The following is a 22,895-nucleotide window of genomic DNA, read 5'->3' on the forward strand; positions in this document are numbered from 1 at the left end:
TGGCGGGCGGGCTGGGGGCGGGGGATTGATGGAAACCATTTTCATGTAGCCTGTCGGCTCAGCGCCCAGACAAGATCCAGAACGAGGACCATGCCCCACCGTCGCCCCCGGCTGCTCGCCGCTCTCCTGCTGGCCCCGCTCCTGACCGCCTGCTTCGCCTCCGGCGGCGGCGAAGCGCAGGGCGGATCCGCCGACACCGCGGCCGGGTCCCGCCTGCGGGTCGCCCTCGCCTTCCCGCCCGCCGAGAACCTCTCGCCCTACGGCGCGGACGCCACCATCCTCAGCAGGCTCGGTGTCACCGAGGGCCTGACCGGGCTCGACGCCAACGGCGCCGCCGCCCCCGCGCTCGCCCAGTCCTGGCGCCGCCAGGACGAGCACACCTGGCTGTTCACCCTGCGCGAGGCCACCTTCCAGGACGGGACCGACGTCACCGCCGCCGCTGTCGCCGCCTCCCTGACCCACGCCATCCGGGCCAAGCCCGCTCCCGCCGCCCTGTCCGGCGTCACCGTCGGCGCCAAGGCGGAGGGCGCCCGCACCCTGCGCGTCACGACCGGCTCCTCCGACCCCGTGCTGCCGCTGCGGCTGTCCAGCCCCAGCCTCGCCGTGCTCTCCGCCAAGGCGTACGCCGCCAAGGACGGCCGGGTGAACCCGGTCGGCACCGGCACCGGGCCCTTCACGCTCGCCAAGGCCGAGGGCAGCACCTCCGCCCGGCTCGACCGGTTCGACGACTACTGGGGCGGCCGCGCCCAGTCCGCCGGGATCGACGCCCGCTTCATCGCCGACGGCACCGCGCGCGCCAACGCGCTGCGCACCGGCCAGGTCGACATCGCCGAGGCCGTCCCCGTCGCCCAGGCCGCCACCCTGGAGGCGGCCACCCGCCGCGAGACCGCCACCACCCGCACCACCAGCCTGCTCCTCAACAGCGCGGCCGGACCCTTCAAGGACCCGAAGCTGCGCGCCGCCGCCCGCGCCGCCGTGGACCCCGCCGCCCTGGCACACGGCGTCTACGAGAACCACGCCGACGCCGGCGCCGGGATCTACGGCCCCGCCGTCACCTGGGCCGCGGGCAAGCGCACACAGCCGGTGGGCAGGGCGGCGGCCGGCGCACCGCACGGCACCGCCGTCACCCTCGCCACCTACGACAACCGCCCCGAGCTGCCCGAGGTCGCCCAGGTGCTCAAGCAGCAGCTGGAGAAGGCCGGGTTCAAGGTCGAACTGGTCGTACGGGAGTACTCACGGCTGGAGACCGACGCGCTCGCGGGCAGGTTCGACGGGGTCGTCCTCGCCCGCAACACCCTCGTCGACACCGGCGACCCCGTCGCCGTGCTCGCCAGCGACTACACCTGCAAGGGCGGCTACAACCTGGCGCGGCTGTGCGACCGGGCCGTGGACGAGGCCGTGGCCGACGCCGAGGGCGTCGGTGAGGACGGCAAGCGCCAGGACGCCGCGATGGCCGCCGAGGCGCGCATCCTCGGCACCGACGCCGTGGTCCCGCTGGTCCACCAGCGCGTCATCACCGGCGTCGGCACCTCGGTCAAGGGCGTCCTCCTCGACCCGTACGAGCGCGTCCTCGTCGGCACCGGCACCCGCCGCTGAACCATGGCAGCGACGACCACCCCGGACGGCCGCGCGGGCAGCCCTCCGCAGGACCGTTCCGCCCGGCGCCCGGGGGAGCGCGCGGCGGCCCGGCCGCGCGGGCGCCGGGGCGGACGTGCGGCCGCCGCGGGCGCCGTGCTGTGGCGGTTCGCCGTCGCCGCCGCCCTGCTGTGCGGCATCGGCCTGCTGCCCTGGCTGACCCGCACCGATCCGGCGCTCACCGTGCTCAAGGCCCGCTCGGCGGACCGCGACCCCACCCCCGAGGTACTGGCCGACATCCGGGCCGGGCTCGGCCTGGACGACGGCCCGCTGCGGCTGCTCGCCCACTGGCTCGGCGGGCTGCCGCGCGGGGACGCCGGACGGTCCTGGCTGTCCGGGCAGGCGGTCACGCCCGCCGTGCTCCAGGCTCTGGGCGCCTCCCTGCTCCTGATGGCGGTGGCGCTCGCCGTCGCCGCCGCCACCGCCGCGCTGGTGTGCGCCCCCGTCCTGCGCCGGGGCGCCCGCGGCCGCCCGGCCGGCCGGACCGGCGGCACCCCCTCCGCGATGCTCGCCGCGCTGCCCGAGTTCCTCACCGCCTCCGTGCTCGCCACCGTCGTCGGCGTCCAGCTCGGCTGGCTGCCCGCGCTCGGCTGGTACGGGCCCCGCTGGACCGTGCTGCCCGCGCTCGCCCTCGGTCTGCCCGCCGGGGCCGTGCTCGGACGGCTGCTGGGCGACCTGCTGCCCGGCGCGTTCGCCGAACCCTGGGCGCGGGCCGCCGCCGCCCGCGGAGTCCCCGGCCGCCGGATCGCCCGGCACGCCGTGCACCGCTGCCTGCCCGCGCTGCTGCCCAACCTCGGGCTGTTCGCCGTCGGACTGACCGGCGGCGCCGTCGCCGTCGAGCAGATCTTCGACATCCCCGGACTCGGCCGCACCACGCTCCAGGCGGCCCTCGCCCAGGACCTGCCCGTGCTCCAGGCGGGCACCCTCGTCCTCGTCCTGCTCGGAGCCGCCGCCTCCCTGGCCGCCCGCCTCGCCGCCCGCCCGCTCACCGGCCCCGCCCTGCGCGACGGCGCCCTGCCCACCCTGCACCCGCCCCGGCCGCCCGCCCGCCGGGCCCTGCCGCTCCTGCACGGCGCGCTGCTCCTCGCCGTCGTCCTCGCCGGGCTGCCCCGCGACCCGCTCGCCCTCGACACCACCGCCCGGCTGCGCGCCCCCTCGCCCGGACACCCCTTCGGCACCGACGCGCTCGGCCGCGACCTGCTCGCCCGCGTCGCGCACGGCGCCCTGCACACCGTGCTCCTCGCTCTCGCGATCAGCGCGGCCTGCCTGCTCGCCGGTGTGCTGCTCGGCCTGCTGCCCCGGCTGTCCGGACCGCTCGTCGACACCGTCAACGCCGTACCGCCCGTCCTCGCCGCGCTGCTCACCACCGCCGTCTGGGGCAGCGGACCGGCCACCCCCGCGCTCGCCGTGACCGCCGTCGCCTGGGCACCGCTGGCCGCCCACACCTCCGCGCTGCTGCGCCAGGAACGCGCCGCCCAGCACCTCGCCGCGCCCCGGGGACTCGGCGCGAACCGCCGCCACCTGCTGCGCCGCCACCTCCTGCCCGCCGTACTGCCCTCCGTCACCCGGCACGCCCTGCTCCGGCTGCCCGGCGTCGCCCTCGCCCTCGCCGCGCTGGGCTTCCTCGGCCTCGGCGCCCAGCCGCCGTCCCCCGAATGGGGCCTGCTGCTCGCCGAGAACCAGCCCTACGCCGAACGCGCCCCCTGGGCCGTGCTCGCCCCCGCCGCCGTCCTCGCCCTGCTGGGCGCCCTCGCGGTGACGGCGGCCGGGGGGATCGGGGGCTCGCCCGGCACCGGCGCCGGACGGCTGCGGACGCGCTTCTCGCGGTCACCGGTCCCGGCGGACGCGGTGGATACGGCGGATACGGCGGATACGGCGGCCACGGCGGCCACGGAGGCGGCGCGCCGGTGACCGCGCAGCCGCCCACCACGACGACCGCGTCCCCCGCAGCGCAACGGGCTCCGCTCCCGCCGCTGCTGCGCCTGCTGATCTGGACGCAGCTCGCCTTCAACATCGGTTTCTTCGCCGTGCTGCCCTTCCTCGCCGAACATCTGGGGCAGGGCGTCGGCATGGCGGGCTGGCTGGTCGGACTGGTGCTGGGGCTGCGGACCTTCAGCCAGCAGGGGCTGTTCGTCGTCGGCGGCATCCTCACCGACCGCTTCGGCGTCCGGCCCGTCGTCCTCGGCGGCTGTGTGCTGCGCATCGCCGGGTTCGCCTGGCTCGCCTACGCGCAGGGCACCTGGCCGGTCATCGGCGCGGTCCTGCTCATCGGCTTCGCCGCCGCGCTGTTCTCGCCCGCCGTCGAGTCGGAGGTCGTACGGCAGGCCGTGGCCTGGGAGGCGGCGGGCGGCGGCCCCCGCACCCGCGTCCTGGCGTTGTTCGCGGCGTCCGGGCAGGCCGGGGCGTTCGCCGGACCGCTGCTGGGCGCGCTGCTGCTCGCGGTGGACTTCCGCACTGCCTGCCTGGCCGGTGCGGGCGTCTTCGTCCTCGTCCTCGCCGGGCACGCCCGGCTGCTGCCCCAGCACCTCCCCGGCCGCACCCGCACCCGGGCGCGCGGCGGTCTCACCGTCCTGCTACGCAACCGCCGCTTCCTGGCCCTGTGCTGTGCGTACGGCACCTGCCTGCTCGCCTACAACCAGCTCTATCTGGCCCTGCCCGCCGAGGTGCAGCGGGTGACCGGCTCCCAGACGGCGCTGGCCTGGCTGTTCGCGCTGTCCTCCCTGCTCGCCGTGACCGTGCAACTGCCCCTCACCCGCTGGACGGGGGAACGGCTCGGCCCGCGCCGCACCATGGCGGCGGGGCTGCTGCTGACCGGTGCCGCCTTCGCGCTGGTCGCGGTGGGCCGCCCGGCCGCCGCCACGGGCAGCGGCCCGGCCGGACTGCTGCCCGCCGTCGGTTTCGTCGTCCTGCTCACCCTGGGCCAGCTGACCGTCGCGCCGGTCGCCCGCGCCTGGGTGCCCGACCTGGCCGAAGAGGGCCGGCTCGGCCTCTACACCGGCGCCCTGTCCTCGGTCTCCGGCCTGATCGTGCTCCTCGGCAGCGCCACGAGCGGCCGCCTCCTCGACTCCCCGCTGCCACCGGCCGTCCCCTGGCTGGCCCTGGCCGCCGTACCCGTCGCGGCGATCGGTCTCCTGCCCCGACGGGACTGAGCGCCACGGGGGCGGCGCGATCCGGCGCCGCCCCCGGAGCCCGCGGCACGCCGGCCGACGACCACCGGTCCGGCACCCTGGACGTTGCCGGGTGCCGCCCCGCCCGCCGGTTCGGGATCCCGGGACTTCTGCGTGCCGCTGAGCGTCGGCCCTACGGCCGGGCGGCCGGGGGCGGGGCGGCACCCGGGACGGGGCGCGGTGCGTACGAGGCCGGTGACCAGGGCCGGGGGAGGCGATGACCGTCCCTGGGCGGCCCTCTGCCCGAGGGCGGGCCCGGCTGCCGCACCGCCCTCGACGGATCGAGGCGCCGCGGTGGGGCAGGGCGCTGCCGTTGCGTACCCCCGGCCGCCGCGGACCGTTGCGCGCCGCCGACCGCCGACCGCCGACCGCCGACCGCCGACCGCCGACCGCCGACCGCCGACCGCCGACCGCCGACCGCCGACCGCCGACCGCCGACCGCCGACCGCCGACCGCCGACCGCCGACCGCCGACCGCCGACCGCCGACCGCCGGTCCGGCGCCTCGGGGGCTGTTCGATGCCGCCGTCCGCCAGGCCGACGCCCCCGGTCATCGGGTGATGGCGCCCGGCGGCCAGCCGATGCTTCGCGAACGCGGCTGTGCGTCGGCGCCCCGGTCCGCCCCACCGGAGACGGTGGGGCGCCGCCGCCCGCCGGTCCGCCGGTGCGGCAGCCCGGTCACTGTCCCGCGCCGACGCGGCCCGTCCGTCGCTCCGAGACCGCTCCCGCACCGCCGCCTCGGGCCTCCTCCCGGACACCACCGCGCGTGCCGCCACCCGCTCCCGGTCGCCCCGCACCCCCGACGCGGTGACCAACTGCCCAGGCCCCCGCCGTCCGCCCGGACTCAGGCGGCCCGTGCCCCCGCCCCTGCCCCCTTCTCATCCTCATCCTCATCCTCTGCCCGGCCTGCGGCCTCGCCGTCCGTGGGCCGGGCGTGGACGCGTCCCGGCAGGGCGCGGGCCGTCAGCGCGCCCGCCGCGGCCACCGACGCGAGGACGGCGAGGGGCAGCCCCGGGCCGCCGTCGGAGCCGCGCAGGGCGGTCGCGGTGGCCACGCCGAGGGCGGGGCCGATGTTCATGGCGGTCTGCTGGAGGCCGCCGGCCACTCCGGCCGAGGCCACGGCCGACTCCCGTACGACGACGTGGGTCGCCGCGACCAGTACCGTGCCGAACCCGGCCCCGAGCACCGCGAAGCCGCCGCACAGCGCGACCGTGCCCGAGGCGCGGGCGAGCAGCAGGACACCCAGCGCGAGCGCGGCCATGGCCGCCATGGTCGTCCCGCGCGCGCCCAGCCGGCGCAGCAGCGCCGGGGCGAGCGGTGCGGCGAGCACCATCAGCATCGCCAGCGGCAGGCTGCGCAGAGCGCTCTGGAACGGGTCGAGCCCCAGGGTGTCCTGGAGGACGTACGTGAGGACGAACAGCGTGCCGGAGAAGGCCGCCGAGGCCGCCCACCAGCACGGCGACGGCCGAACCGACGACGGCCGAGCCGATGACGTCCGGCGGCAGCAGCGGATCGGCGGCGCGGCGCTCGTGCCGTACGAGGAGGACCGCGGCGGCGGCGCCCACGAGCACGACGGGGACCGTGTCCGCGCCCGCTCCGCCGGGCTCCGCCACCGCGACCAGGGCGCGCACGGCGCAGCCCAGGGCGAGGGCGAGGAGCAGCGCGCCGGGCAGGTCGAGCCGGACGGCCGGTGCCCGGCGGGAGGCCGGGGGTCCGGCTCCCGGCCGGGCAGGGTGAGCGCGAGCAGGGCGAAGACCAGCGTCGGGACGACGTTCAGGAGGAACACCGCCCGCCAGCCCGGCCCGGCCACCAGCGCCCCGCCCAGTACCGGTCCGGCCGCCGCCGCCACGCCGATGGCGCTGGTGCGCACCGCGAGCGGCATCCCGAGCCGGTCGGGCGGGAAGGCCGACCGGAGCATGCCCAGCGTGGCCGGTTGCAGCATGGCCCCGCACACGCCCTGGGCGACCCGCAGGGCGATCACCCAGCCGATGCCGGGTGCGACGGCGATGCCCGCCGACGTGGCGCCGAAGCCGAGCATCCCGGCGGCGAACATCCGCCGGTGGCCGAGCGGCGCCGACCGGCGTGTGAGCCCGCGCGGCAGGTCGCCGAGCCGCCCGGCGAACACCAGCAGGCTCGCCACCGCCACGAGATACCCGGTGCTGGTCCACTGGACCTGCGCGTACGAGGCGTCCAGGTCGCGGCGCAGCGCGGGCTGCGCGACGGTGAGGACGGTGCCGTCCAGCGCGACGATCACCGCCCCGGCCACACTGCTGATCAGGGTCAGTGCCTGAGCGCGGTTCATCCGTGCCGCTCCGGGCCGAGGTGCGCGTCGAGCGCCGTACGCAGCAGCGGGGCGATGTCGTCGGTGCCGGTGGCGAGCTGGAGACTGCCCCAGCGCCACAGCTGGGCGATGCCGTGCAGGGCGGCCCACAGGGACGCGGCGACGGTCCGGGCGTCGGCGCCGGGACGGACCCGGCCGACCAGGTCCACCAGGGTGGCGAAGAGCGGCAGGCTGGTGTCCCGCAGACCCAGGTGGCCGCTCTCCAGCAGATCGTGGCGGAACATCAGGTCGTACATGCCGCGGTGGCCGAGCGCGAAGTCCAGATAGACCCGGCCCAGCGCCGCGAGCTGGTCGCGGGGGTGCGCCGCGGGGTCCGCGGTCGCCGTCCGCGCCCGCGCGGCCAGCTCCTCGAAGCCGCGGCGCGCGATGGCGGACAGCAGCTCCAGATGGGTGGGGAAGTGGCGGCGCGGCGCGCCGTGCGAGACGCCCGCGCGGCGCGCGATCTCCCGCAGGGTGAGCGCCTGCGCGCCCTGCTCGGCGACCAGGTCCACCCCGACGTCCACCAGGCGCTCACGCAGGCCGCCGGGACTCTTCTCCGGCTCGTCCTCATGCATAGACAGTGTCTACCAGGCGTGAGTAGACACTGTCTACTCACGCTCGGAGGTCTCCTTCGTGCCGGGAATGCGCCGCGTGGTCGCGGCAGTTGACCGGGGTATGACTCAGGACACACACAGTGCGGCGCCCGGCCCCGCGCCGGACGCGCTGCTCGCCCTCCTCGCCGAGGTCCACGGGGGCGTGCTGGTCACCCTCAAGCGCGACGGCCGCCCGCAGCTGTCGAACGTCAGCCACGCCTACGACCCCGGAGAGCGCGTCCTGCGCGTCTCGGTCACCGACGACCGGGCCAAGACCCGCAATCTGCGCCGGGACCCGCGCGCCTCCTACCACGTGACCGCCCCGGACCGCCGCGCCTACACGGTCGCCGAGGGCACCGCCGACCTGTCGCCGGTCGCCGCGGACCCGTACGACGCGACCGTCGGGGAACTGGTCCGCCTCTACCGCGACGTCGTCGGCGAACACCCCGACTGGGACGACTTCCGCGCCACCATGGTCCGCGACCGCCGCCTCGTGCTGCGCCTGCGGGTGGAGCGGGCGTACGGCATCCCGAAAGCCGGCTAGGATCTTTCGCCCTTCGCCCTTCGCCCTTCGCCCTTCGCCCTTCGCCCGGATCAGGCCCCCGTACGCGCCTCCAGTGCCCGCAGCACGGCCACCATGTCCTCGCCGCCGTGCCCGAGGGCGACCGTCTCCTCGAACAGGGCGTGGCAGGCGTCGAGCAGCGGGGAGGCGATGCCCGCCTCCCGCGCGGCCCCGGCGATCAGCCGGTTGTTCTTGAGTACGTCCAGGGCCGCCGCCTGCACCGCGAAGTCCCCGTCCAGCAGCTTGGGCGCCTTCATCAGCGAGACGGGGCTGGCCATCGGGCCCGCGCCCAGCACCTCGAGGAACAGCCGCCGGTCGAGCCCCTGCCGGCCGGCGAAGTGGAACGCCTCGGTGAGCCCGGTGACCTGGGTGATCAGGAACAGGTTCACCGACAGCTTCATGAGCAGCGCGCCGGGGACCGGGCCGCACGCGAAGGTCCGGCGGCTCAGCCGGGCGAGCAGCGGGCCCACGGACCGTACCGCGTCCTCGTCCCCGGCGGTCATGGCCACCAGCTCGCCCCGCTCGGCCGGGACCCGGGAGCCGGAGACCGGCGCCTCGACGTAGCGCCCGCCCGCCGCGCGGACGTCGGCCTCCAGGCCGCGCGAGTACGCGGGCGAGGTCGTACCCATGTGCACGAGCGTCCGGCCGCTCACCCGGGCGGCGAAGCCCGGGGTGCCCCGGCCCAGGGTCTCGTCCATGGCGCGCTCGTCGGCCAGCATCAGGACCACCGTGTCCGTACGGGCGAACACCTCCGCGGGGTCCGCCGCCACCCGGGCTCCGGCGGCGCGCAGCGGCTCCGTGCGGGCCGCCGTGCGGTTCCACACGGTCAACGGGGTGCCGGAGCGGACGAGCCGGAGCGCCATGGGCCGGCCCATGACTCCGAGACCGAGGAAGCCGACGTTCACGCGATGCCGCCCTGGGGTCGGGACTGTTTCTATGACGGCGGTCATAGTAGCGGGGTTTATGACGCAAGTCATAGAGTCTCGGGATGAGCAACCCAACGGAGCGGCCGGCCAGGACGGGGACGGGGTCCCGGTACGGACCGCGCGAGCGGATGGTCTTCAGCGCCGCCCAGCTCATCCGGCGCGACGGCATCGCCGCGACCGGTATGCGGGACGTGGCCGCCCATGCCGAGGCGCCCAGGGGCTCGCTCCAGCACTACTTCCCGGGCGGCAAGGAGCAACTGGTCGAGGAGGCGGTGGCCTGGGCCGGGCGGTACGCCGGGCGGCGGATCGCCCGCTTCCTGGCGGGTCTTGCCGACCCCGCGCCGAGCGCGCTGTTCGCCGCGATGGTGGCGCAGTGGACGGACGAGTACGAGGCGACCGGCGAGCTGCGCGGCTGCCCGGTCGCCGCCGCCACCGTCGAGTGCGCCGCGGACGGCACCGTACGGCGGACGGTCGCCGCGGCGTTCGCCACCTGGTGCGAGCCGCTGGCCGCCGCCCTCACGGAGCTGGGCGTGCCGTCCGGGCGGGCACCGGCCCTGGCCACGCTCATGATCAGCGCTCTGGAGGGCGCGATCGTCATGGCCCGCGCCGAGGGCGGCGTGGCCCCGCTGACGACCGTGGCCCGGGAACTGGGCCCGCTCCTGGACGCGGCCGTGGCCCCGGACCACCGCCCGCCCGCCGCCTGACGGCACACCCGGAGCACGCGCAGGGGCCCCGGCTCGGTGCCGGGGCCCCTCGGTGCGCGGGTGGCGTGTCCGCCGCTACGCCGCCCTGGTGTTCCACTCCGCGACGACCGGCCGGTCGTGCTCGGTCGAGAGCCGGCTCACCGTGCCCGTCGCGAGCTGGAACAGGCGGCCCTCGGCGGGCGGCAGGCCCAGCCTGCGGGCCGTCAGGACCCGCAGGAAGTGGCCGTGCGCGACCAGGACCACGTCGCCGCCGTCCCGGGCGAGCGCCGGAGCGACCCGCTCCAGCACCCGGTCGGCACGCCGGCCGACCTCCTCCGGTGACTCACCGGGGGAGTCGCCGGGCGGCACCCCGTCGGTCCACAGGTCCCAGTGCGGGCGGGAGCGGTGTATCTCGGCGGTGGTGACGCCCTCGTAGCCGCCGTAGTCCCATTCGCGCAGATCGGGATCCGCCTCGGCGCCGGTCAGACCCGCGAGTTCGGCGGTGCGCACGGCCCGGCCGAGCGGGCTGGTGAGCACCTGTGCGTAGGTCCGGCCGGTCAGGAGCGGAGCGAGCAGCTTGGCCTGCTCCTCGCCGCGCTGGGTCAGGGGCAGGTCGGTACGGCTGGTGTGCTGTCCCGACAGGCTCCACTCCGTCTCGCCGTGGCGGACCAGGAGAAGGTCCCCCACGGCGCGTCAGCCCTTCTTCGACTCGACGGCGTGGCCGCCGAACTGATTGCGCAGCGCCGCGACCATCTTCATCTGCGGCGAGTCGTCCTGGCGCGAGGCGAACCGGGCGAACAGCGAGGCCGTGATCGCGGGCAGCGGCACGGCGTTGTCGATGGCCGCCTCCACCGTCCAGCGCCCTTCGCCGGAGTCCTCCGCGAAGCCGCGCAGCTTCTCCAGGTGCTCGTCGTCGTCCAGCGCGTTGACGGCCAGGTCGAGCAGCCAGGAGCGGATGACGGTGCCCTCCTGCCAGGACCGGAAGACCTCGCGGACGTTGTCCACGGAGTCGACCTTCTCCAGCAGCTCCCAGCCCTCGGCGTACGCCTGCATCATCGCGTACTCGATGCCGTTGTGGACCATCTTCGCGAAGTGGCCCGCGCCCACCTTGCCCGCGTGGACGTAGCCGTAGGGGCCCTCGGGCTTGAGGGCGTCGAAGACCGGCTTGAGCCGGTCGACGTGCTCCTTGTCGCCGCCGACCATGAGCGCGTAGCCGTTCTTCAGGCCCCACACCCCGCCCGAGACGCCCGCGTCGACGAAGCCGATGCCGCGCGCGTGCAACTGCTTGGCGTGCTTCTCGTCGTCCGTCCAGCGCGAGTTGCCGCCGTCGATCACCAGGTCACCGGGCTTGAGGAGGGTGGCGAGCTGGTCGATGACGTGCTGGGTGGCGCCGCCGGCCGGGACCATCACCCAGACGGCGCGCGGACCGTCGAGCCGGTCGACCAGGTCGACCAGGCTGGGCACGTCGGAGACCTCGGGGTTGCGGTCGTAGCCGACGACCGTGAGGCCGGCGTTGCGGAGGCGTTCCCGCATGTTGCCGCCCATCTTGCCGAGGCCCACGAGACCGATCTGCGTCGATGCCATGTCAGTTCGCTTTCTTGAGTTCGCGGTAGGCGGCCACGAGGGCGGCGGTGGACGGGTCGAGACCGGGCACCTCGGCGCCCTCGGTCAGCGCGGGCTCGACGCGCTTGGCCAGCACCTTGCCGAGTTCGACGCCCCACTGGTCGAAGGAGTCGATGTTCCACACGGCGCCCTGCACGAACACCTTGTGCTCGTAGAGGGCGATCAGCTGCCCGAGGACCGACGGGGTCAGCTCGGCCGCCAGGATCGTGGTGGTGGGGTGGTTGCCGTGGAAGGTGCGGGGGGCGATTTGCTCCTCGGGCACCCCCTCGGCGCGCACCTCGTCGGCGGTCTTGCCGAAGGCCAGCGCCTGGCCCTGCGCGAACAGGTTGGCCATCAGCAGGTCGTGCTGGGCCTTCAGCTCGTCGCTCAGCTCCGCGACCGGGTTGGCGAAGCCGATGAAGTCGGCCGGGATCAGCTCGGTGCCCTGGTGGATGAGCTGGTAGTAGGCGTGCTGGCCGTTGGTGCCGGGCGTGCCCCAGACCACCGGCCCGGTCTGCCACTCCACCGGCTCGCCGTCGCGCTGCACCGACTTGCCGTTGGACTCCATGTCGAGCTGCTGGAGGTAGGCGGTGAACTTCGACAGATAGTGCGAGTACGGCAGCACCGCGTGCGTCTGCGCGCCGAAGAAGTTGCCGTACCAGATGCCCAGCAGGCCCAGGTTCAGCGGCGCGTTGGCCTCGGCGGGCGCGTTGCGGAAGTGCTCGTCGACGATGCGGAAGCCGTCCAGCATCTCGCGGAAGCGGTCCGGGCCGATCGCGATCATCAGCGAGAGGCCGATCGCCGAGTCGTACGAGTACCGGCCGCCGACCCAGTCCCAGAACTCGAACATGTTGTCGACGTCGATACCGAACGCGGTGACCTTCTCCGTGTTCGTCGACAGCGCCACGAAGTGCTTGGCGACCGCCTTCTGGTCCCCGTCCAGCCCCTTGAGCAGCCAGTCCCGGGCCGAGGTGGCGTTGGTGATCGTCTCGATCGTGGTGAAGGTCTTGGAGGCGACGATGAACAGCGTCTCGGCCGGGTCCAGGTCGCGGGTCGCCTCGTGCAGGTCGGCGCCGTCGACATTGGAGACGAACCGGACCGTCAGAGCACGGTCGGTGTAGGCGCGCAGCACCTCGTACGCCATCGCCGGGCCCAGGTCGGAGCCGCCGATGCCGATGTTGACCACATTGCGGATCCGCCTGCCGGTGTGCCCGGTCCACTCGCCGGAGCGGATCCGCTCGGCGAAGGCGGCCATCTTGTCGAGGACGGCGTGCACCTGGGGCACCACGTTCTTGCCGTCGACCTCGATCACCGCGTCCCGGGGCGCGCGCAGCGCGGTGTGCAGCACGGCCCGCCGCTCGGTGACGTTGATCTTCTCCCCGGCGAACATGGCGTCACGCAGCCCGGCCACGCCGGTCGCCTCGGCCAGCTCCCGCAGCAGCTGGAGCGTCTCGTCGGTGACCAGGTGCTTGGAGTAGTCGATGCGCAGATCACCGACGCGCACCGTGTAGCGCTCGGCGCGCGCGGGATCCTCGGCGAACAGCTCCCGCAGATGCGACTGCCACCGGGCGCGGTGGTCCTCCAGCGCGGTCCACTGCGGACGCCGGGTGAGCTTGGTGGTGTCGGACATGTCAGACGGTCTCCTTGATCCCGTCGCCCCGCAGGGCCACGGCGTACATCTCGTCGGCGTCGAGGCGGCGCAGCTCCTCGGCGATGAGTTCGGAGGTGGGACGGACCTTGAGGGCGAGGGTGCGGGACGGCTGGCCGGGCAGGCTTAGCGTGGCCAGCGGGCCCTCGGGCCGGTCGATGACGATCTCGCCGTCGGCGGTGCCCAGGCGGACGGCCGTCACGAACGGTCCCTCGCTGCCCACCCGGTCGACCGGGACGCCCAGCCGGGCCTCCAGCCAGCGGGCCAGCAGCTCCGCGCTCGGGTTGTCGGCCTCCGCCTCCACGGCCGCCGAGGTCACCCGGACCCGGGCCTGGTCCAGCGCCGCGGCGAGCATCGAGCGCCACAGGGTGAGCCGGGTCCAGGCCAGGTCGGTGTCGCCGGGCGCGTAGTGGCGCGCCCGGGTCCGAAGGACCTCCAGCGGGTTCTCGAAGGCGTACAGATCGGTGATGCGGCGCTGGGCCAGCGCGCCCAGCGGGTCCGCCGCGAGGTTGCCGGGCGCCTCCACCGGCCACCACACGACGACCGGCGCGTCCGGCAGCAGCAGCGGCAGCACCACCGAGTCGGCGTGGTCGGAGACGTCTCCGTAGGTGCGCAGCACCACCGTCTCGCCGGTGCCGGCCTCCGAGCCGACCCGGATCTCCGCGTCCAGCCGGGAGTGGGTGCGGTCGCGCAGGGTGCGCGCGTGCCGCTTGATCACGACCAGGGTGCGCGAGGGGTGCTCGCGCGAGGCGTCCTCGGCCGCCTTGATCGAGTCGTAGGCGTTCTCCTCGTCGGCGACGATCACCATCGTCAGGACCATGCCCACGGCGGGCGTGCCGATGGCGCGGCGGCCTTCCACCAGCGCCTTGTTGATCTTGCTTGCCGTGGTGTCGGTCAGGTCGATCTTCATGGCCTGCGCCAGCTCCGTCCGTCTCGTGCGAGCATCTCGTCGGCTTCCCGCGGTCCCCAGGTGCCCGAGGGGTACTGGGCGGGCCTGCCGTGCTCGTCCCAGTAGCCCTCGATCGGGTCGAGGATCTTCCAGGACTCTTCCACTTCCTGGTGACGGGGGAACAGGTTCGCGTCACCGAGCAGCACGTCCAGGATGAGGCGTTCGTACGCCTCCGGGCTGGACTCGGTGAAGGACTCGCCGTAGGCGAAGTCCATCGTCACGTCCCGGATCTCCATCGAGGTGCCCGGCACCTTGGAACCGAACCGGACCGTCATGCCCTCGTCCGGCTGCACGCGGATCACGATGGCGTTCTCGCCCAGCTCCTCGGTCGCCGTGGTGTCGAAGGGGGAGTGCGGGGCCCGCTGGAAGACCACCGCGATCTCGGTGACCCGGCGGCCCAGCCGCTTGCCGGTGCGCAGATAGAAGGGGACGCCCGCCCAGCGGCGGTTGTCGATCTCCAGCTTGACCGCCGCGTAGGTGTCGGTCTTGGACTTCGGGTCGATGCCGTCCTCTTCGAGGTACCCGATGACCTTCTCGCCGCCCTGCCAGCCCTCGGCGTACTGGGCGCGCACGGTGTGCCGGCCCAGCTCCTCGGGCAGCCGCACCGACTTGAGCACCTTCAGCTTCTCGGTGAGCAGCGCCTCCGCGTCGAAGGCGATCGGCTCCTCCATCGCGGTGAGCGCCATCAGCTGGAGCAGGTGGTTCTGGATGACGTCGCGGGCGGCGCCGATGCCGTCGTAGTAGCCGGCCCGGCCGCCGATGCCGATGTCCTCGGCCATGGTGATCTGCACGTGGTCGACATAGGAGCGGTTCCAGATCGGCTCGTACATCTGGTTGGCGAAGCGGAGCGCCAGGATGTTCTGGACGGTCTCCTTGCCCAGGTAGTGGTCGATGCGGAACACCTGGTCCGGGTCGAACACCTCGTGCACGATCCGGTTCAGCTCGCGGGCGCTGGCCAGGTCGTGGCCGAACGGCTTCTCGATGACCGCGCGCCGCCAGGAGCCCTCGGGGCCCTCCGCCAGGCCGTGCTTCTTCAGCTGCTGCACGACCTTGGGGAAGAACTTCGGCGGCACCGAGAGGTAGAAGGCGAAGTTGCCGCCGGTGCCCCGGGAGGAGTCCAGCTCCTGCACCGCGTCGCGCAGCTGTTTGAACGCGGTGTCGTCGTCGAAGTCACCGGGGACGAAGCGCATGCCCTCGGCGAGCTGCTGCCACACCTCCTCGCGGAACGGGGTGCGCGCGTGCTCCTTGACGGCGTCGTGCACGACCTGCGCGAAGTCCTGGTCCTCCCAGTCCCGGCGGGCGAAGCCGACCAGCGAGAAGCCCGGCGGCAGCAGACCGCGGTTGGCCAGGTCGTAGACGGCCGGCATGAGCTTCTTGCGGGACAGGTCGCCGGTGACACCGAAGATGACGAGCCCGGAGGGGCCCGCGATCCTGGGCAGCCGGCGGTCCCGGGGGTCGCGCAGCGGATTCACCCAGTCGGCGGCCGGGACGACCGGGACGCGCACGTCCGCCGCCTCGCGCGCCGCGGCGGAGCCCGTGGCCCCGGACGCCTGCGCCTGCTGCATGGCCTTGGGATCCGGTTCCTGGTCCTCGGGCCGTACGGCGACGGGCGACGGACTCGCCGACCCGGCCTCCTCAGCCGCCGGCTCGGCGGGCTTCTTGCTCATTCCGCGTCAACTCCCTTGCTGTTCAAGGACTTCGTGACCGCGTCCAGCAGGTCCTGCCAGGCCGTCTCGAACTTGGCGACGCCCTCGTCCTCCAACTGCTGGACGACCTCGTCGTAGGAGATGCCCAGCCGCCCGACGGCCGCCAGGTCCGCGCGGGCCCGCTCGTAGCCGCCGGTCACCGTGTCACCGGTGATCCCGCCGTGGTCGGCGGTGGCGTTCAGCGTGCCCTCCGGCATGGTGTTCACCGTGCCGGGCGCGACCAGCTCGTCCACGTACAGGGTGTCCTTGTACGCCGGATCCTTCACCCCGGTCGACGCCCACAGGGGACGCTGGGCGTGCGCGCCCGCGCCCACCAGCGCGGCGAACCGCTCGCCCGGCCGGGTCGTACCGTCCGCTGAACCGAACACCTGCTCGTACTCCGCGTAGGCCAGCCGGGCGTTCGCCAGGGCCGCCCGGCCCTTGAGCGCCAGGGCCTCGCCGGTGCCCAGCGCCGTCAGCCGCTTGTCGATCTCGGAGTCGACGCGGGAGACGAAGAAGGAGGCCACGGAGTGGATCGACGCCAGGTCGTGCCCGGCGGCGTGCGCCTTCTCCAGACCGGCGAGGTAGGCGTCCATCACCTCGCGGTAGCGTTCCAGGGAGAAGATCAGCGTCACATTGACACTGATACCCGCTCCGACGACCTCCGTGATGGCCGGCAGGCCCGCACGGGTGGCGGGGATCTTGATCATGACGTTGGGCCGGTCCACCAGCCAGGCCAGCTGCCGGGCCTCGGCGACGGTCGCCGTCGTGTCGTGGGCGAGGCGCGGGTCCACCTCAATGGAGACCCGCCCGTCCCGCCCGCCGGTCGTGTCGTACACCCCGCGCAGCACGTCGGCCGCGTCCCGTACGTCGGCGGTGGTCATCATGCGTACGGCCTCGTCGACCGTGACGCCGCGCACCGCCAGGTCGGCGAGCTGCTCCTCGTAGCCCGCGCCGGAACCGATGGCGGCCTGGAAGATCGACGGGTTCGTGGTGACGCCCACGACATGCCGCCCGGCCACCAGCTCGGCCAGGTTGCCCGAGGTGATCCGGCGGCGCGACAGATCGTCCAGCCAGATCGACACGCCCTGGTCGGACAGGCGCCCCAGCGCTTCCGAGGCCGCGGTTTGTTCGGTCACAGTGATCATCTTCCTTGTTGCGTTCGGATCATGCGCGCGCGGCGGCCAGCGAGGCGCGGGCCGCGGCGGCGACGTTCTCGGGGGTGAAGCCGTACTCGGCGAACAGGGTCCCGGCAGCGGCGGAGGCACCGAAGTGATCGAGGGAGACGATCCGTCCTGCGTCACCTGTGAAGCGGTACCACGTCAGATTGATGCCCGCCTCGACGGCGACCCGGGCCCGCACCGACGGCGGCAGGACGCGCTCGCGGTAGGCGAGGGGCTGCTCCTCGAACCACTCCACGGACGGCATCGACACCACCCGGGTGGCGATCCCCTCGGCCTCCAGCGCCTCCCGGGCGGCCACGGCGAGCTGGAGCTCGGAGCCGGTGCCGATGAGGATCACGTCCGGGGTGCCGGTGGACGCCTCCACGCGGATGTAGCCGCCCTTGGCGGTGTCCGGGTCCGGCACGTACGTCGGCACGCCCTGGCGGGTGAGCGCGAGGCCGTGCGGCGCCGGGTGGGTGGCGTGCCGCTTCAGGATCTCGGCCCAGGCGAGGGCGGTCTCGTTGGCGTCGGCCGGGCGGACGATGTTCAGGCCGGGGATGGCGCGCAGCGAGGCGAGGTGTTCGACGGGCTGGTGGGTGGGGCCGTCCTCGCCGAGGCCGATGGAGTCGTGGGTCCAGACGTAGGTCACCGGGAGCTGCATCAGGGCGGACAGGCGCACGGCGTTGCGCATGTAGTCGGAGAAGACCAGGAAGGTGCCGCCGTACACGCGCGTGTTGCCGTGCAGGGCGATGCCGTTCAGCTCCGCGGCCATGGAGAACTCGCGGATGCCGAAGTGGATGGTGCGGCCGTAGGGGTCCGCCTCCGGGAGCGGGTTGCCCGCGGGGAGGAAGGACGAGGTCTTGTCGATGGTGGTGTTGTTGGAGCCGGCCAGGTCGGCGGAGCCGCCCCACAGCTCGGGCAGCACCTCGCCGAGCGCCTGGAGCACCTTGCCGGAGGCCGCCCGGGTGGCGACGGACCTCCCCTCCTCGAAGACCGGCAGCGCGTCCTGCCAGCCCTCGGGCAGCTTCCCGGCCACGATCCGGTCGAGCAGCACGGCCCGCTCCGGCCGCACGCCGCGCCACTCGGTGAGCTGCTTCTCCCAGGCGGCGTGCGCCTCGGCGCCCCGGTCCAGGGCCCGCCGGGTGTGCGCGAGGACATCCTCGTCCACCTGGAAGGTCCGCTCCGGGTCGAAGCCGAGGACGCGCTTGGTCGCGGCGATCTCCTCCTCGCCCAGCGCCGAGCCGTGCGCGGCCTCGGTGTTCTGCGCGTGCGGGGCGGGCCAGGCGATGACCGTGCGCATCGCGACGATCGAGGGGCGGGAGGTCTCGGCGCGGGCCGCCGAGAGCGCCGCGTGCAGGGCGTGCACGTCGACGTCGCCGTTCGCGGCGGGCTCGACGCGCTGGGTGTGCCAGCCGTACGCCTCGTAGCGCGCCAGCACGTCCTCGGAGAAGGCGGTGGCGGTGTCGCCCTCGATGGAGATGTGGTTGTCGTCGTAGAGGAAGACCAGGTTGCCGAGCCTCTGGTGGCCGGCCAGCGAGGACGCCTCGGCGGAGACACCCTCCTCCAGGTCGCCGTCGGAGACGATCGCCCAGATGGTGTGGTCGAAGGGCGAGGTGCCCTCGGGGGCGTCCGGGTCGAACAGGCCGCGCTCGTAGCGGGCGGCCATCGCCATGCCGACCGCCATCGCGGCGCCCTGCCCGAGCGGGCCCGTGGTGGTCTCCACCCCGGCGGTGTGGCCGTACTCGGGGTGACCCGGGGTCTTGGAGCCGTAGGTGCGGAACGCCTTCAGATCGTCCAGCTCCAGCTCGTAGCCGGCCAGGTACAGCTGGGTGTAGAGGGTCAGCGAGGTGTGGCCGGGGGAGAGGACGAAGCGGTCGCGGCCGGTCCACTCGGGATCGGCCGGGTCGTGCCGCATCAGCTTCTGGAAGATCGTGTACGCGGCCGGGGCCAGGGCCATCGCGGTGCCGGGGTGGCCGTTGCCGACCTTCTGCACGGCGTCGGCCGCCAGCAGGCGCGCGGTGTCCACGGCGCGCCGGTCGAGGTCGGTCCACTCGAAGGGGACGGTCGTCTGCTCGCTCATCTTCAAGAAGTCCTCGGAAGAAGCTGGATTGCTGCCGGACGTGTTCGAACTTAAAAGTCAGACTTTTTTGCCGGAAGGTCTCCGTGTGTCAGCCTGTGGTGAAAGTGGGACACAGTTGGATCACGCGGCCCGTCGGCGGGCGGCCGAGCCGGTACGAGAAGGACATGGCGGACGAAATAACCCAGATTGGCGACGGCGGCGACGGCGGCGACGAGGACGGTGAGGGGAGCGGCGGCGGCCACGCGATCAGGACCTTCCCCTTCCCGGTCGACCTGAGCCTCGGCGGCGTCGGACTCCAGATAGGTCCCTTGGGCACCGGCCGGACCTGGCACGCCGAGGCTCCTCTCCATCGCGTCCACCGCATCGACTTCCATGTGGTCATGCTCTTCGCCGCGGGCCCCGTCCGGCACATGGTCGACTTCACCGAGTACGAGGCGGCCGCCGGCGACGTGCTGTGGATCCGCCCCGGACAGGTCCACCGCTTCTCCCGCGCGCACGAGTACCGCGGAACGGTGCTGACCATGCAGCCCGGCTTCCTGCCCCGCGCCACCGTCGAGGCCACCGGCCTGTACCGCTACGACCTGCCGCCGCTGCTGCACCCCGACACGGCCCGGCGCGTCGCGCTGGAGGCCGCGCTCGCCCAACTCCGCCGCGAGTACGAGGACACGGATACCCTGCCGTTGAGCCTGCACACGGCGGTGCTGCGGCACTCGCTGACCGCGTTCCTGCTCCGCCTCGCCCATCTCGCGGCCAGTTCGGCGGAGGCCGACCGGCAACAGGCCGACACCACCTTCACCCTGTTCCGCGACGCGGTCGAACAGGGCTTCACCACCAACCACAGCGTCAGCGCCTACGCCGACGCCCTCGGTTACTCACGCCGCACCCTGGTGCGCGCGGTCCGCGCCGCCACCGGCCAGACACCCAAGGGGTTCATCGACCGGCGCGTCGTCCTGGAGGCCAAACGCCTGCTCGCCCACACCGAACTCCCCATCGGACGCGTCGGCGTGGCGGTGGGCTTCCCGGACGCGGCCAACTTCTCGAAGTTCTTCCATCTGCACACCGGGCAGACCCCGGTGGCCTTCCGGGCGGAACTGCGCTGAACGGACAGGGGCCCCGCACGGTCGCGGGGCCCCTGCGCGTGCCGGTCCGGCCGCGCGTGCCGGTCCGGCACGGCGCTCAGTGGCCGAAGTCGAACCAGTTGACGTTCACGAAGTCGGCCGGCTGGCCGCTGGTGAAGGTGAGATAGACGTCGTGGGTGCCGGTCACCGCGCCGATGTTCGCCGGTACCGTGCGCCAGGACTGCCAGCCGCCGGTGCTGCCCACCGCCAAGCTCCCCACCGGCGCGTTGCCCCGGCTGTCCAGGCGCACTTCGACCAGCCCGCTCACCCCGTTCGCCGCGCCGCTCGCGACCCGGGCGTAGAACTGCCGCGCGCCCGCGGAGCCGAAGTCGACGCCCTGGTAGAGCGCCCAGTCCCCGTTCGCGAGCGACCCGATGTCCTGGCCGCCGCCGCTGTCGGTGGCCGCCTCCGTGCTCACGCCGCTCTGGCTGTCGTACGACTCGGCCTGTACGGGGCTGTAGGCGTCGCGGTGGCCGGTGGGCGGGGGCGTGGTGCCGCCGCCACCGCCACCCGAGGTCAGCACCTGCACATAGTCCACCGTCATGGGGTGGCCGGGCTCGGTGCCGCCGTCCGGGCCGCCGCCGAAGGCGCCCGGGAAGCCGCCGCCCATGGCCACGTCCAGGATCACGAAGTAGCCGTGCCGGGTGGCGTTCGCCCAGGTGGTCGCGTCGACCTGGTCCGCCCGCACGGTGTGGAAGACGGTGCCGTCCACCGAGAAACGGATCTGCTCGGGACCGGCGGAGCGGTCCCACTCCATGGCGTACGTGTGGAAGCCGGCCTGGCAGGTGGCGCCGGGGCAGGGGGTCGAACCGCCGATGCCCGTGGTCTCGTTGCAGGGGCCGCCCGGACTGGTGCCGCAGTGCATCGTCGCCCAGTCGGTGTTGAGGCCCTGGACGTTCTCCATGATGTCCAGCTCGCCGACGCCGGGCCAGTTCCAGTAGTTGCCGCGGAAGGGCGAGCCGAGCGCCCAGAAGGCGGGCCAGTAGCCCTTGGCGGCGGCGCCGGTGACGTCCGGCAGCTGGATGCGGGCCTGGACGCGCAGTCTGCCGCCGGCCGGCGGCTCGAAGTCCGTGCGGGTGGTCTCGATCCGGCCCGAGGTCCAGTGCCCGGAGGCGTCCCGGCGCGGGGTGATCAGCAGATCGCCCTTGCCGTCCAGGGCGACGTTGGCGGTGGACGAGGTCATCGTCTCCACCTCGCCGGTGCCCCAGCCGGCCGCGCCGCCCGGGTACGAGGTGCCCGTGTCGTACTGCCAGGCCGAGGTGTCGACACCGGAGCCCGCGGCCCCGTCGAAGTCGTCCAGGAAGACCTGGGTCCAGCCCGCGGGCGGGGCGGGGGCCGAGGCGTCGGCCGGAAGCGTCGCGGCGGTGGCCAGGGCCGCCGCGAGGCCGAGGGTGCCGAGCACGGCGACGAGCGCGCGGCGCGCGGAGCGCCGCCGGCGGGGTGCGCTGCGCGCGACGGGCGGATGGGCGGGTATGCCTGAGGGTTCACTCACGGGGGCCTCCCGGGTGGGGGTGGGGAGCGAGTGGGTGGGGAGCGGGGGGAACGTTCTGAGAGCGCTCTCAGGAGGTGCGCCCGCCAATGTGCTCCCCACCGCCCCGGCCGTCAAGAGTTGAAGCAGGGAAAGTCCGGTGGGAGCGGGGGAGTTCAGGGGGTGAAGGGGTGAAGGGGTGAAGGGGTGAAGGGGTGAAGGGGTGGAGGGGGCGGCGGGGGTGAAGAGGGCGAAGGGGGAAGGGCGCGGGGGAGAGGGTGGTGCGGGGGACCCGGCCGCGGAACGCGGACGGCGGCGGGCCGGGCCCGCCGCCGTCCGGTGACCGCTCCTGTCCGCCGCTATCCCAGGCGGAAGCTGTACACGGTCGTGGCGACCTTGCAGACGCTCGGCGGGACGACCTCGGCGCGCAGGGTGCCGGTGGACGTCTCGTAGTCCACGCCCTCCGCCTCGAACCCCCCGCTGCACACGCTGCGCTGGGGCAGCGCTAACAGGCTGGTGACGTGCCCGGTCACGGCGCCGCCGTCCAGCTTGTGGTCCAGGTCCACCTGGAGCAGCGGCCTATCCTCGGGGAACAGCTCCTTGGAGCCGTCGTCCGAGGCGCACAGCAGCCGGGTGTCATTGACGAAGTCGCAGCCCTGGATGTCGCGGACCGGCTTGTCGAGGGTGATCTGCGGGGCCTGCGGCAGCGTACCGCCGGTGCGCGGGGTGGACGGGTTGAGCAGCGGGGCGGGGAAGACCTGGAGCCGGTTCTGGTCGCCCCACTCCCCGGACACCAGCCACTGGGCGTCGGGGGAGACGGCGGCGAAGGAGTTGTTCACCTTCTCGCCCGCGTCCAGCGGATGGACGTACTCATAGCGCCGGCCGCCCGGGGTGGTGACCGCGAACATCTTGGAGGTCGCCGAGTCCGCGCCCTGGTAGGCGTCGAAGACATGGCCCTGGGCCACATCCGGGTCGCCGACGTGGTTCCAGCCCTTGACGCGCAGGTCCAGCGGGACCGAGGCGAGCCCCCGGTACACCAGTGAACCGTCCGCGCGGCTGGCGAGGCCCTGGCTGCCGCTCAGTGAGTCGACGTGCGCGGTGCCGGTCTCCTGCCAGACCGGCCCGGCCGCCGCCGAGGAGGTCGCCGCACCGAGCGTGACGGCCGCCGACAGGGCGGCCAGGGCGAAGAGTTGACGTCTCATCAGTTCCCTGCCGTGGACTAGGGGGTGGGGATTCGAATGGAATCACGTATCGCCTGCCGGGGCGGTCGATTCCCGATCACCCGGTCGGCCGCGTGC

The 22,895-nt window shown here is 74.1% G+C and carries 18 protein-coding genes; 6 read left to right on the plus strand and 12 right to left on the minus strand.

Translation table 11 applies throughout. The features are described from left to right. Positions 1–90: 90 nt before the first annotated feature. Genes R4Z62_RS28755 through R4Z62_RS28765 form a run of 3 tightly spaced genes read left to right on the plus strand, consistent with a single transcriptional unit; the run spans position 91 to position 4,784 of the window. Entirely contained in the window at positions 91–1,596 is a 1,506-nt protein-coding gene (locus tag R4Z62_RS28755; RefSeq protein ID WP_491521313.1) for an ABC transporter substrate-binding protein, read from the plus strand. 3 nt (positions 1,597–1,599) lie between these two features. Next, complete coding sequence (locus R4Z62_RS28760; protein ID WP_491521314.1) at positions 1,600–3,546, plus strand: ABC transporter permease subunit; 1,947 nt, start codon at positions 1,600–1,602, stop codon at positions 3,544–3,546. After that, on the plus strand, positions 3,543–4,784 hold the full coding sequence (locus R4Z62_RS28765) for an MDR family MFS transporter (RefSeq protein ID WP_491521315.1): 1,242 nt from the start codon (positions 3,543–3,545) through the stop codon (positions 4,782–4,784). Before R4Z62_RS28760 ends, R4Z62_RS28765 begins: the two co-directional genes overlap by 4 nt. An 860-nt stretch (positions 4,785–5,644) precedes the next feature. Here R4Z62_RS28765 and R4Z62_RS28770 read toward each other — a convergent pair. Further along, positions 5,645–7,102, minus strand: coding sequence for an MFS transporter (locus R4Z62_RS28770; protein ID WP_491521316.1), 1,458 nt, complete (start codon positions 7,100–7,102; stop codon positions 5,645–5,647). Beyond that, the gene (locus tag R4Z62_RS28775; protein ID WP_064536197.1) at positions 7,099–7,695 is read right to left on the minus strand and encodes a TetR/AcrR family transcriptional regulator; all 597 of its coding nucleotides are present in this window, start codon (positions 7,693–7,695) and stop codon (positions 7,099–7,101) included. Before R4Z62_RS28775 ends, R4Z62_RS28770 begins: the two co-directional genes overlap by 4 nt. A gap of 100 nt (positions 7,696–7,795) precedes the next feature. On the opposite strand from R4Z62_RS28775, the gene R4Z62_RS28780 reads away from it, so the two are divergent. Beyond that, positions 7,796–8,257, plus strand: coding sequence for a TIGR03618 family F420-dependent PPOX class oxidoreductase (locus R4Z62_RS28780; RefSeq protein ID WP_064536199.1), 462 nt, complete (start codon positions 7,796–7,798; stop codon positions 8,255–8,257). Positions 8,258–8,307: 50 nt separating this feature from the next. Here R4Z62_RS28780 and R4Z62_RS28785 read toward each other — a convergent pair whose 3' ends face one another. Next, a complete protein-coding gene (locus tag R4Z62_RS28785; RefSeq protein WP_491521317.1) occupies positions 8,308–9,180 on the minus strand; it encodes an NAD(P)-dependent oxidoreductase in 873 nt (290 codons plus the stop codon). An 83-nt stretch (positions 9,181–9,263) separates the two neighbouring features. Here R4Z62_RS28785 and R4Z62_RS28790 point away from each other — a divergent pair, with 83 nt between their 5' ends. Then, positions 9,264–9,905, plus strand: coding sequence for a TetR/AcrR family transcriptional regulator (locus R4Z62_RS28790; protein ID WP_491521318.1), 642 nt, complete (start codon positions 9,264–9,266; stop codon positions 9,903–9,905). A gap of 75 nt (positions 9,906–9,980) precedes the next feature. On the opposite strand, the gene R4Z62_RS28795 is transcribed toward R4Z62_RS28790, so the two are convergent. The 7 genes from R4Z62_RS28795 to tkt all read right to left on the minus strand — a co-directional run bounded on the left by R4Z62_RS28795 (position 9,981) and on the right by tkt (position 19,011). Continuing rightward, positions 9,981–10,571 carry a histidine phosphatase family protein gene (locus tag R4Z62_RS28795; protein WP_491521319.1) on the minus strand — a complete coding sequence of 197 codons (591 nt, stop codon included), beginning with the start codon at positions 10,569–10,571 and terminating at the stop codon, positions 9,981–9,983. 6 nt (positions 10,572–10,577) lie between these two features. Beyond that, positions 10,578–11,468 (minus strand): phosphogluconate dehydrogenase (NAD(+)-dependent, decarboxylating), encoded by an 891-nt coding sequence (gene gnd, locus R4Z62_RS28800; protein ID WP_381740248.1) that lies wholly within the window; start codon positions 11,466–11,468, stop codon positions 10,578–10,580. A 1-nt stretch (position 11,469) separates the two neighbouring features. Next, positions 11,470–13,116, minus strand: a complete 1,647-nt coding sequence (pgi, locus tag R4Z62_RS28805) for a glucose-6-phosphate isomerase (protein WP_491521320.1) — start codon at positions 13,114–13,116, stop codon at positions 11,470–11,472. A 1-nt stretch (position 13,117) separates the two neighbouring features. Continuing rightward, positions 13,118–14,044, minus strand: a complete 927-nt coding sequence (opcA, locus tag R4Z62_RS28810; protein WP_491521321.1) for a glucose-6-phosphate dehydrogenase assembly protein OpcA — start codon at positions 14,042–14,044, stop codon at positions 13,118–13,120. Continuing rightward, positions 14,041–15,648: a glucose-6-phosphate dehydrogenase gene (gene zwf, locus R4Z62_RS28815; RefSeq protein ID WP_064537736.1), complete on the minus strand. Its 1,608-nt coding sequence runs from the start codon at positions 15,646–15,648 to the stop codon at positions 14,041–14,043. The genes opcA and zwf overlap by 4 nt, the downstream gene beginning before the upstream one ends. A gap of 98 nt (positions 15,649–15,746) precedes the next feature. Continuing rightward, positions 15,747–16,916, minus strand: a complete 1,170-nt coding sequence (tal, locus tag R4Z62_RS28820; RefSeq protein ID WP_064536212.1) for a transaldolase — start codon at positions 16,914–16,916, stop codon at positions 15,747–15,749. A 19-nt stretch (positions 16,917–16,935) separates the two neighbouring features. Continuing rightward, positions 16,936–19,011, minus strand: a complete 2,076-nt coding sequence (gene tkt / locus R4Z62_RS28825; RefSeq protein ID WP_491521322.1) for a transketolase — start codon at positions 19,009–19,011, stop codon at positions 16,936–16,938. A 164-nt stretch (positions 19,012–19,175) separates the two neighbouring features. On the opposite strand from tkt, the gene R4Z62_RS28830 reads away from it, so the two are divergent. Then, positions 19,176–20,111, plus strand: coding sequence for a helix-turn-helix domain-containing protein (locus R4Z62_RS28830; protein WP_491521323.1), 936 nt, complete (start codon positions 19,176–19,178; stop codon positions 20,109–20,111). Positions 20,112–20,187: 76 nt separating this feature from the next. On the opposite strand, the gene R4Z62_RS28835 is transcribed toward R4Z62_RS28830, so the two are convergent. Both R4Z62_RS28835 and R4Z62_RS28840 read right to left on the minus strand, forming a co-directional pair. Next, positions 20,188–21,621, minus strand: coding sequence for a glycoside hydrolase family 16 protein (locus tag R4Z62_RS28835; protein ID WP_491521324.1), 1,434 nt, complete (start codon positions 21,619–21,621; stop codon positions 20,188–20,190). 335 nt (positions 21,622–21,956) lie between these two features. After that, entirely contained in the window at positions 21,957–22,799 is an 843-nt protein-coding gene (locus R4Z62_RS28840; RefSeq protein WP_491521325.1) for a hypothetical protein, read from the minus strand. Positions 22,800–22,895 lie beyond the last annotated feature (96 nt).

The sequence above is a fragment of the Streptomyces sp. PL-25 genome, assembly GCF_058344915.1.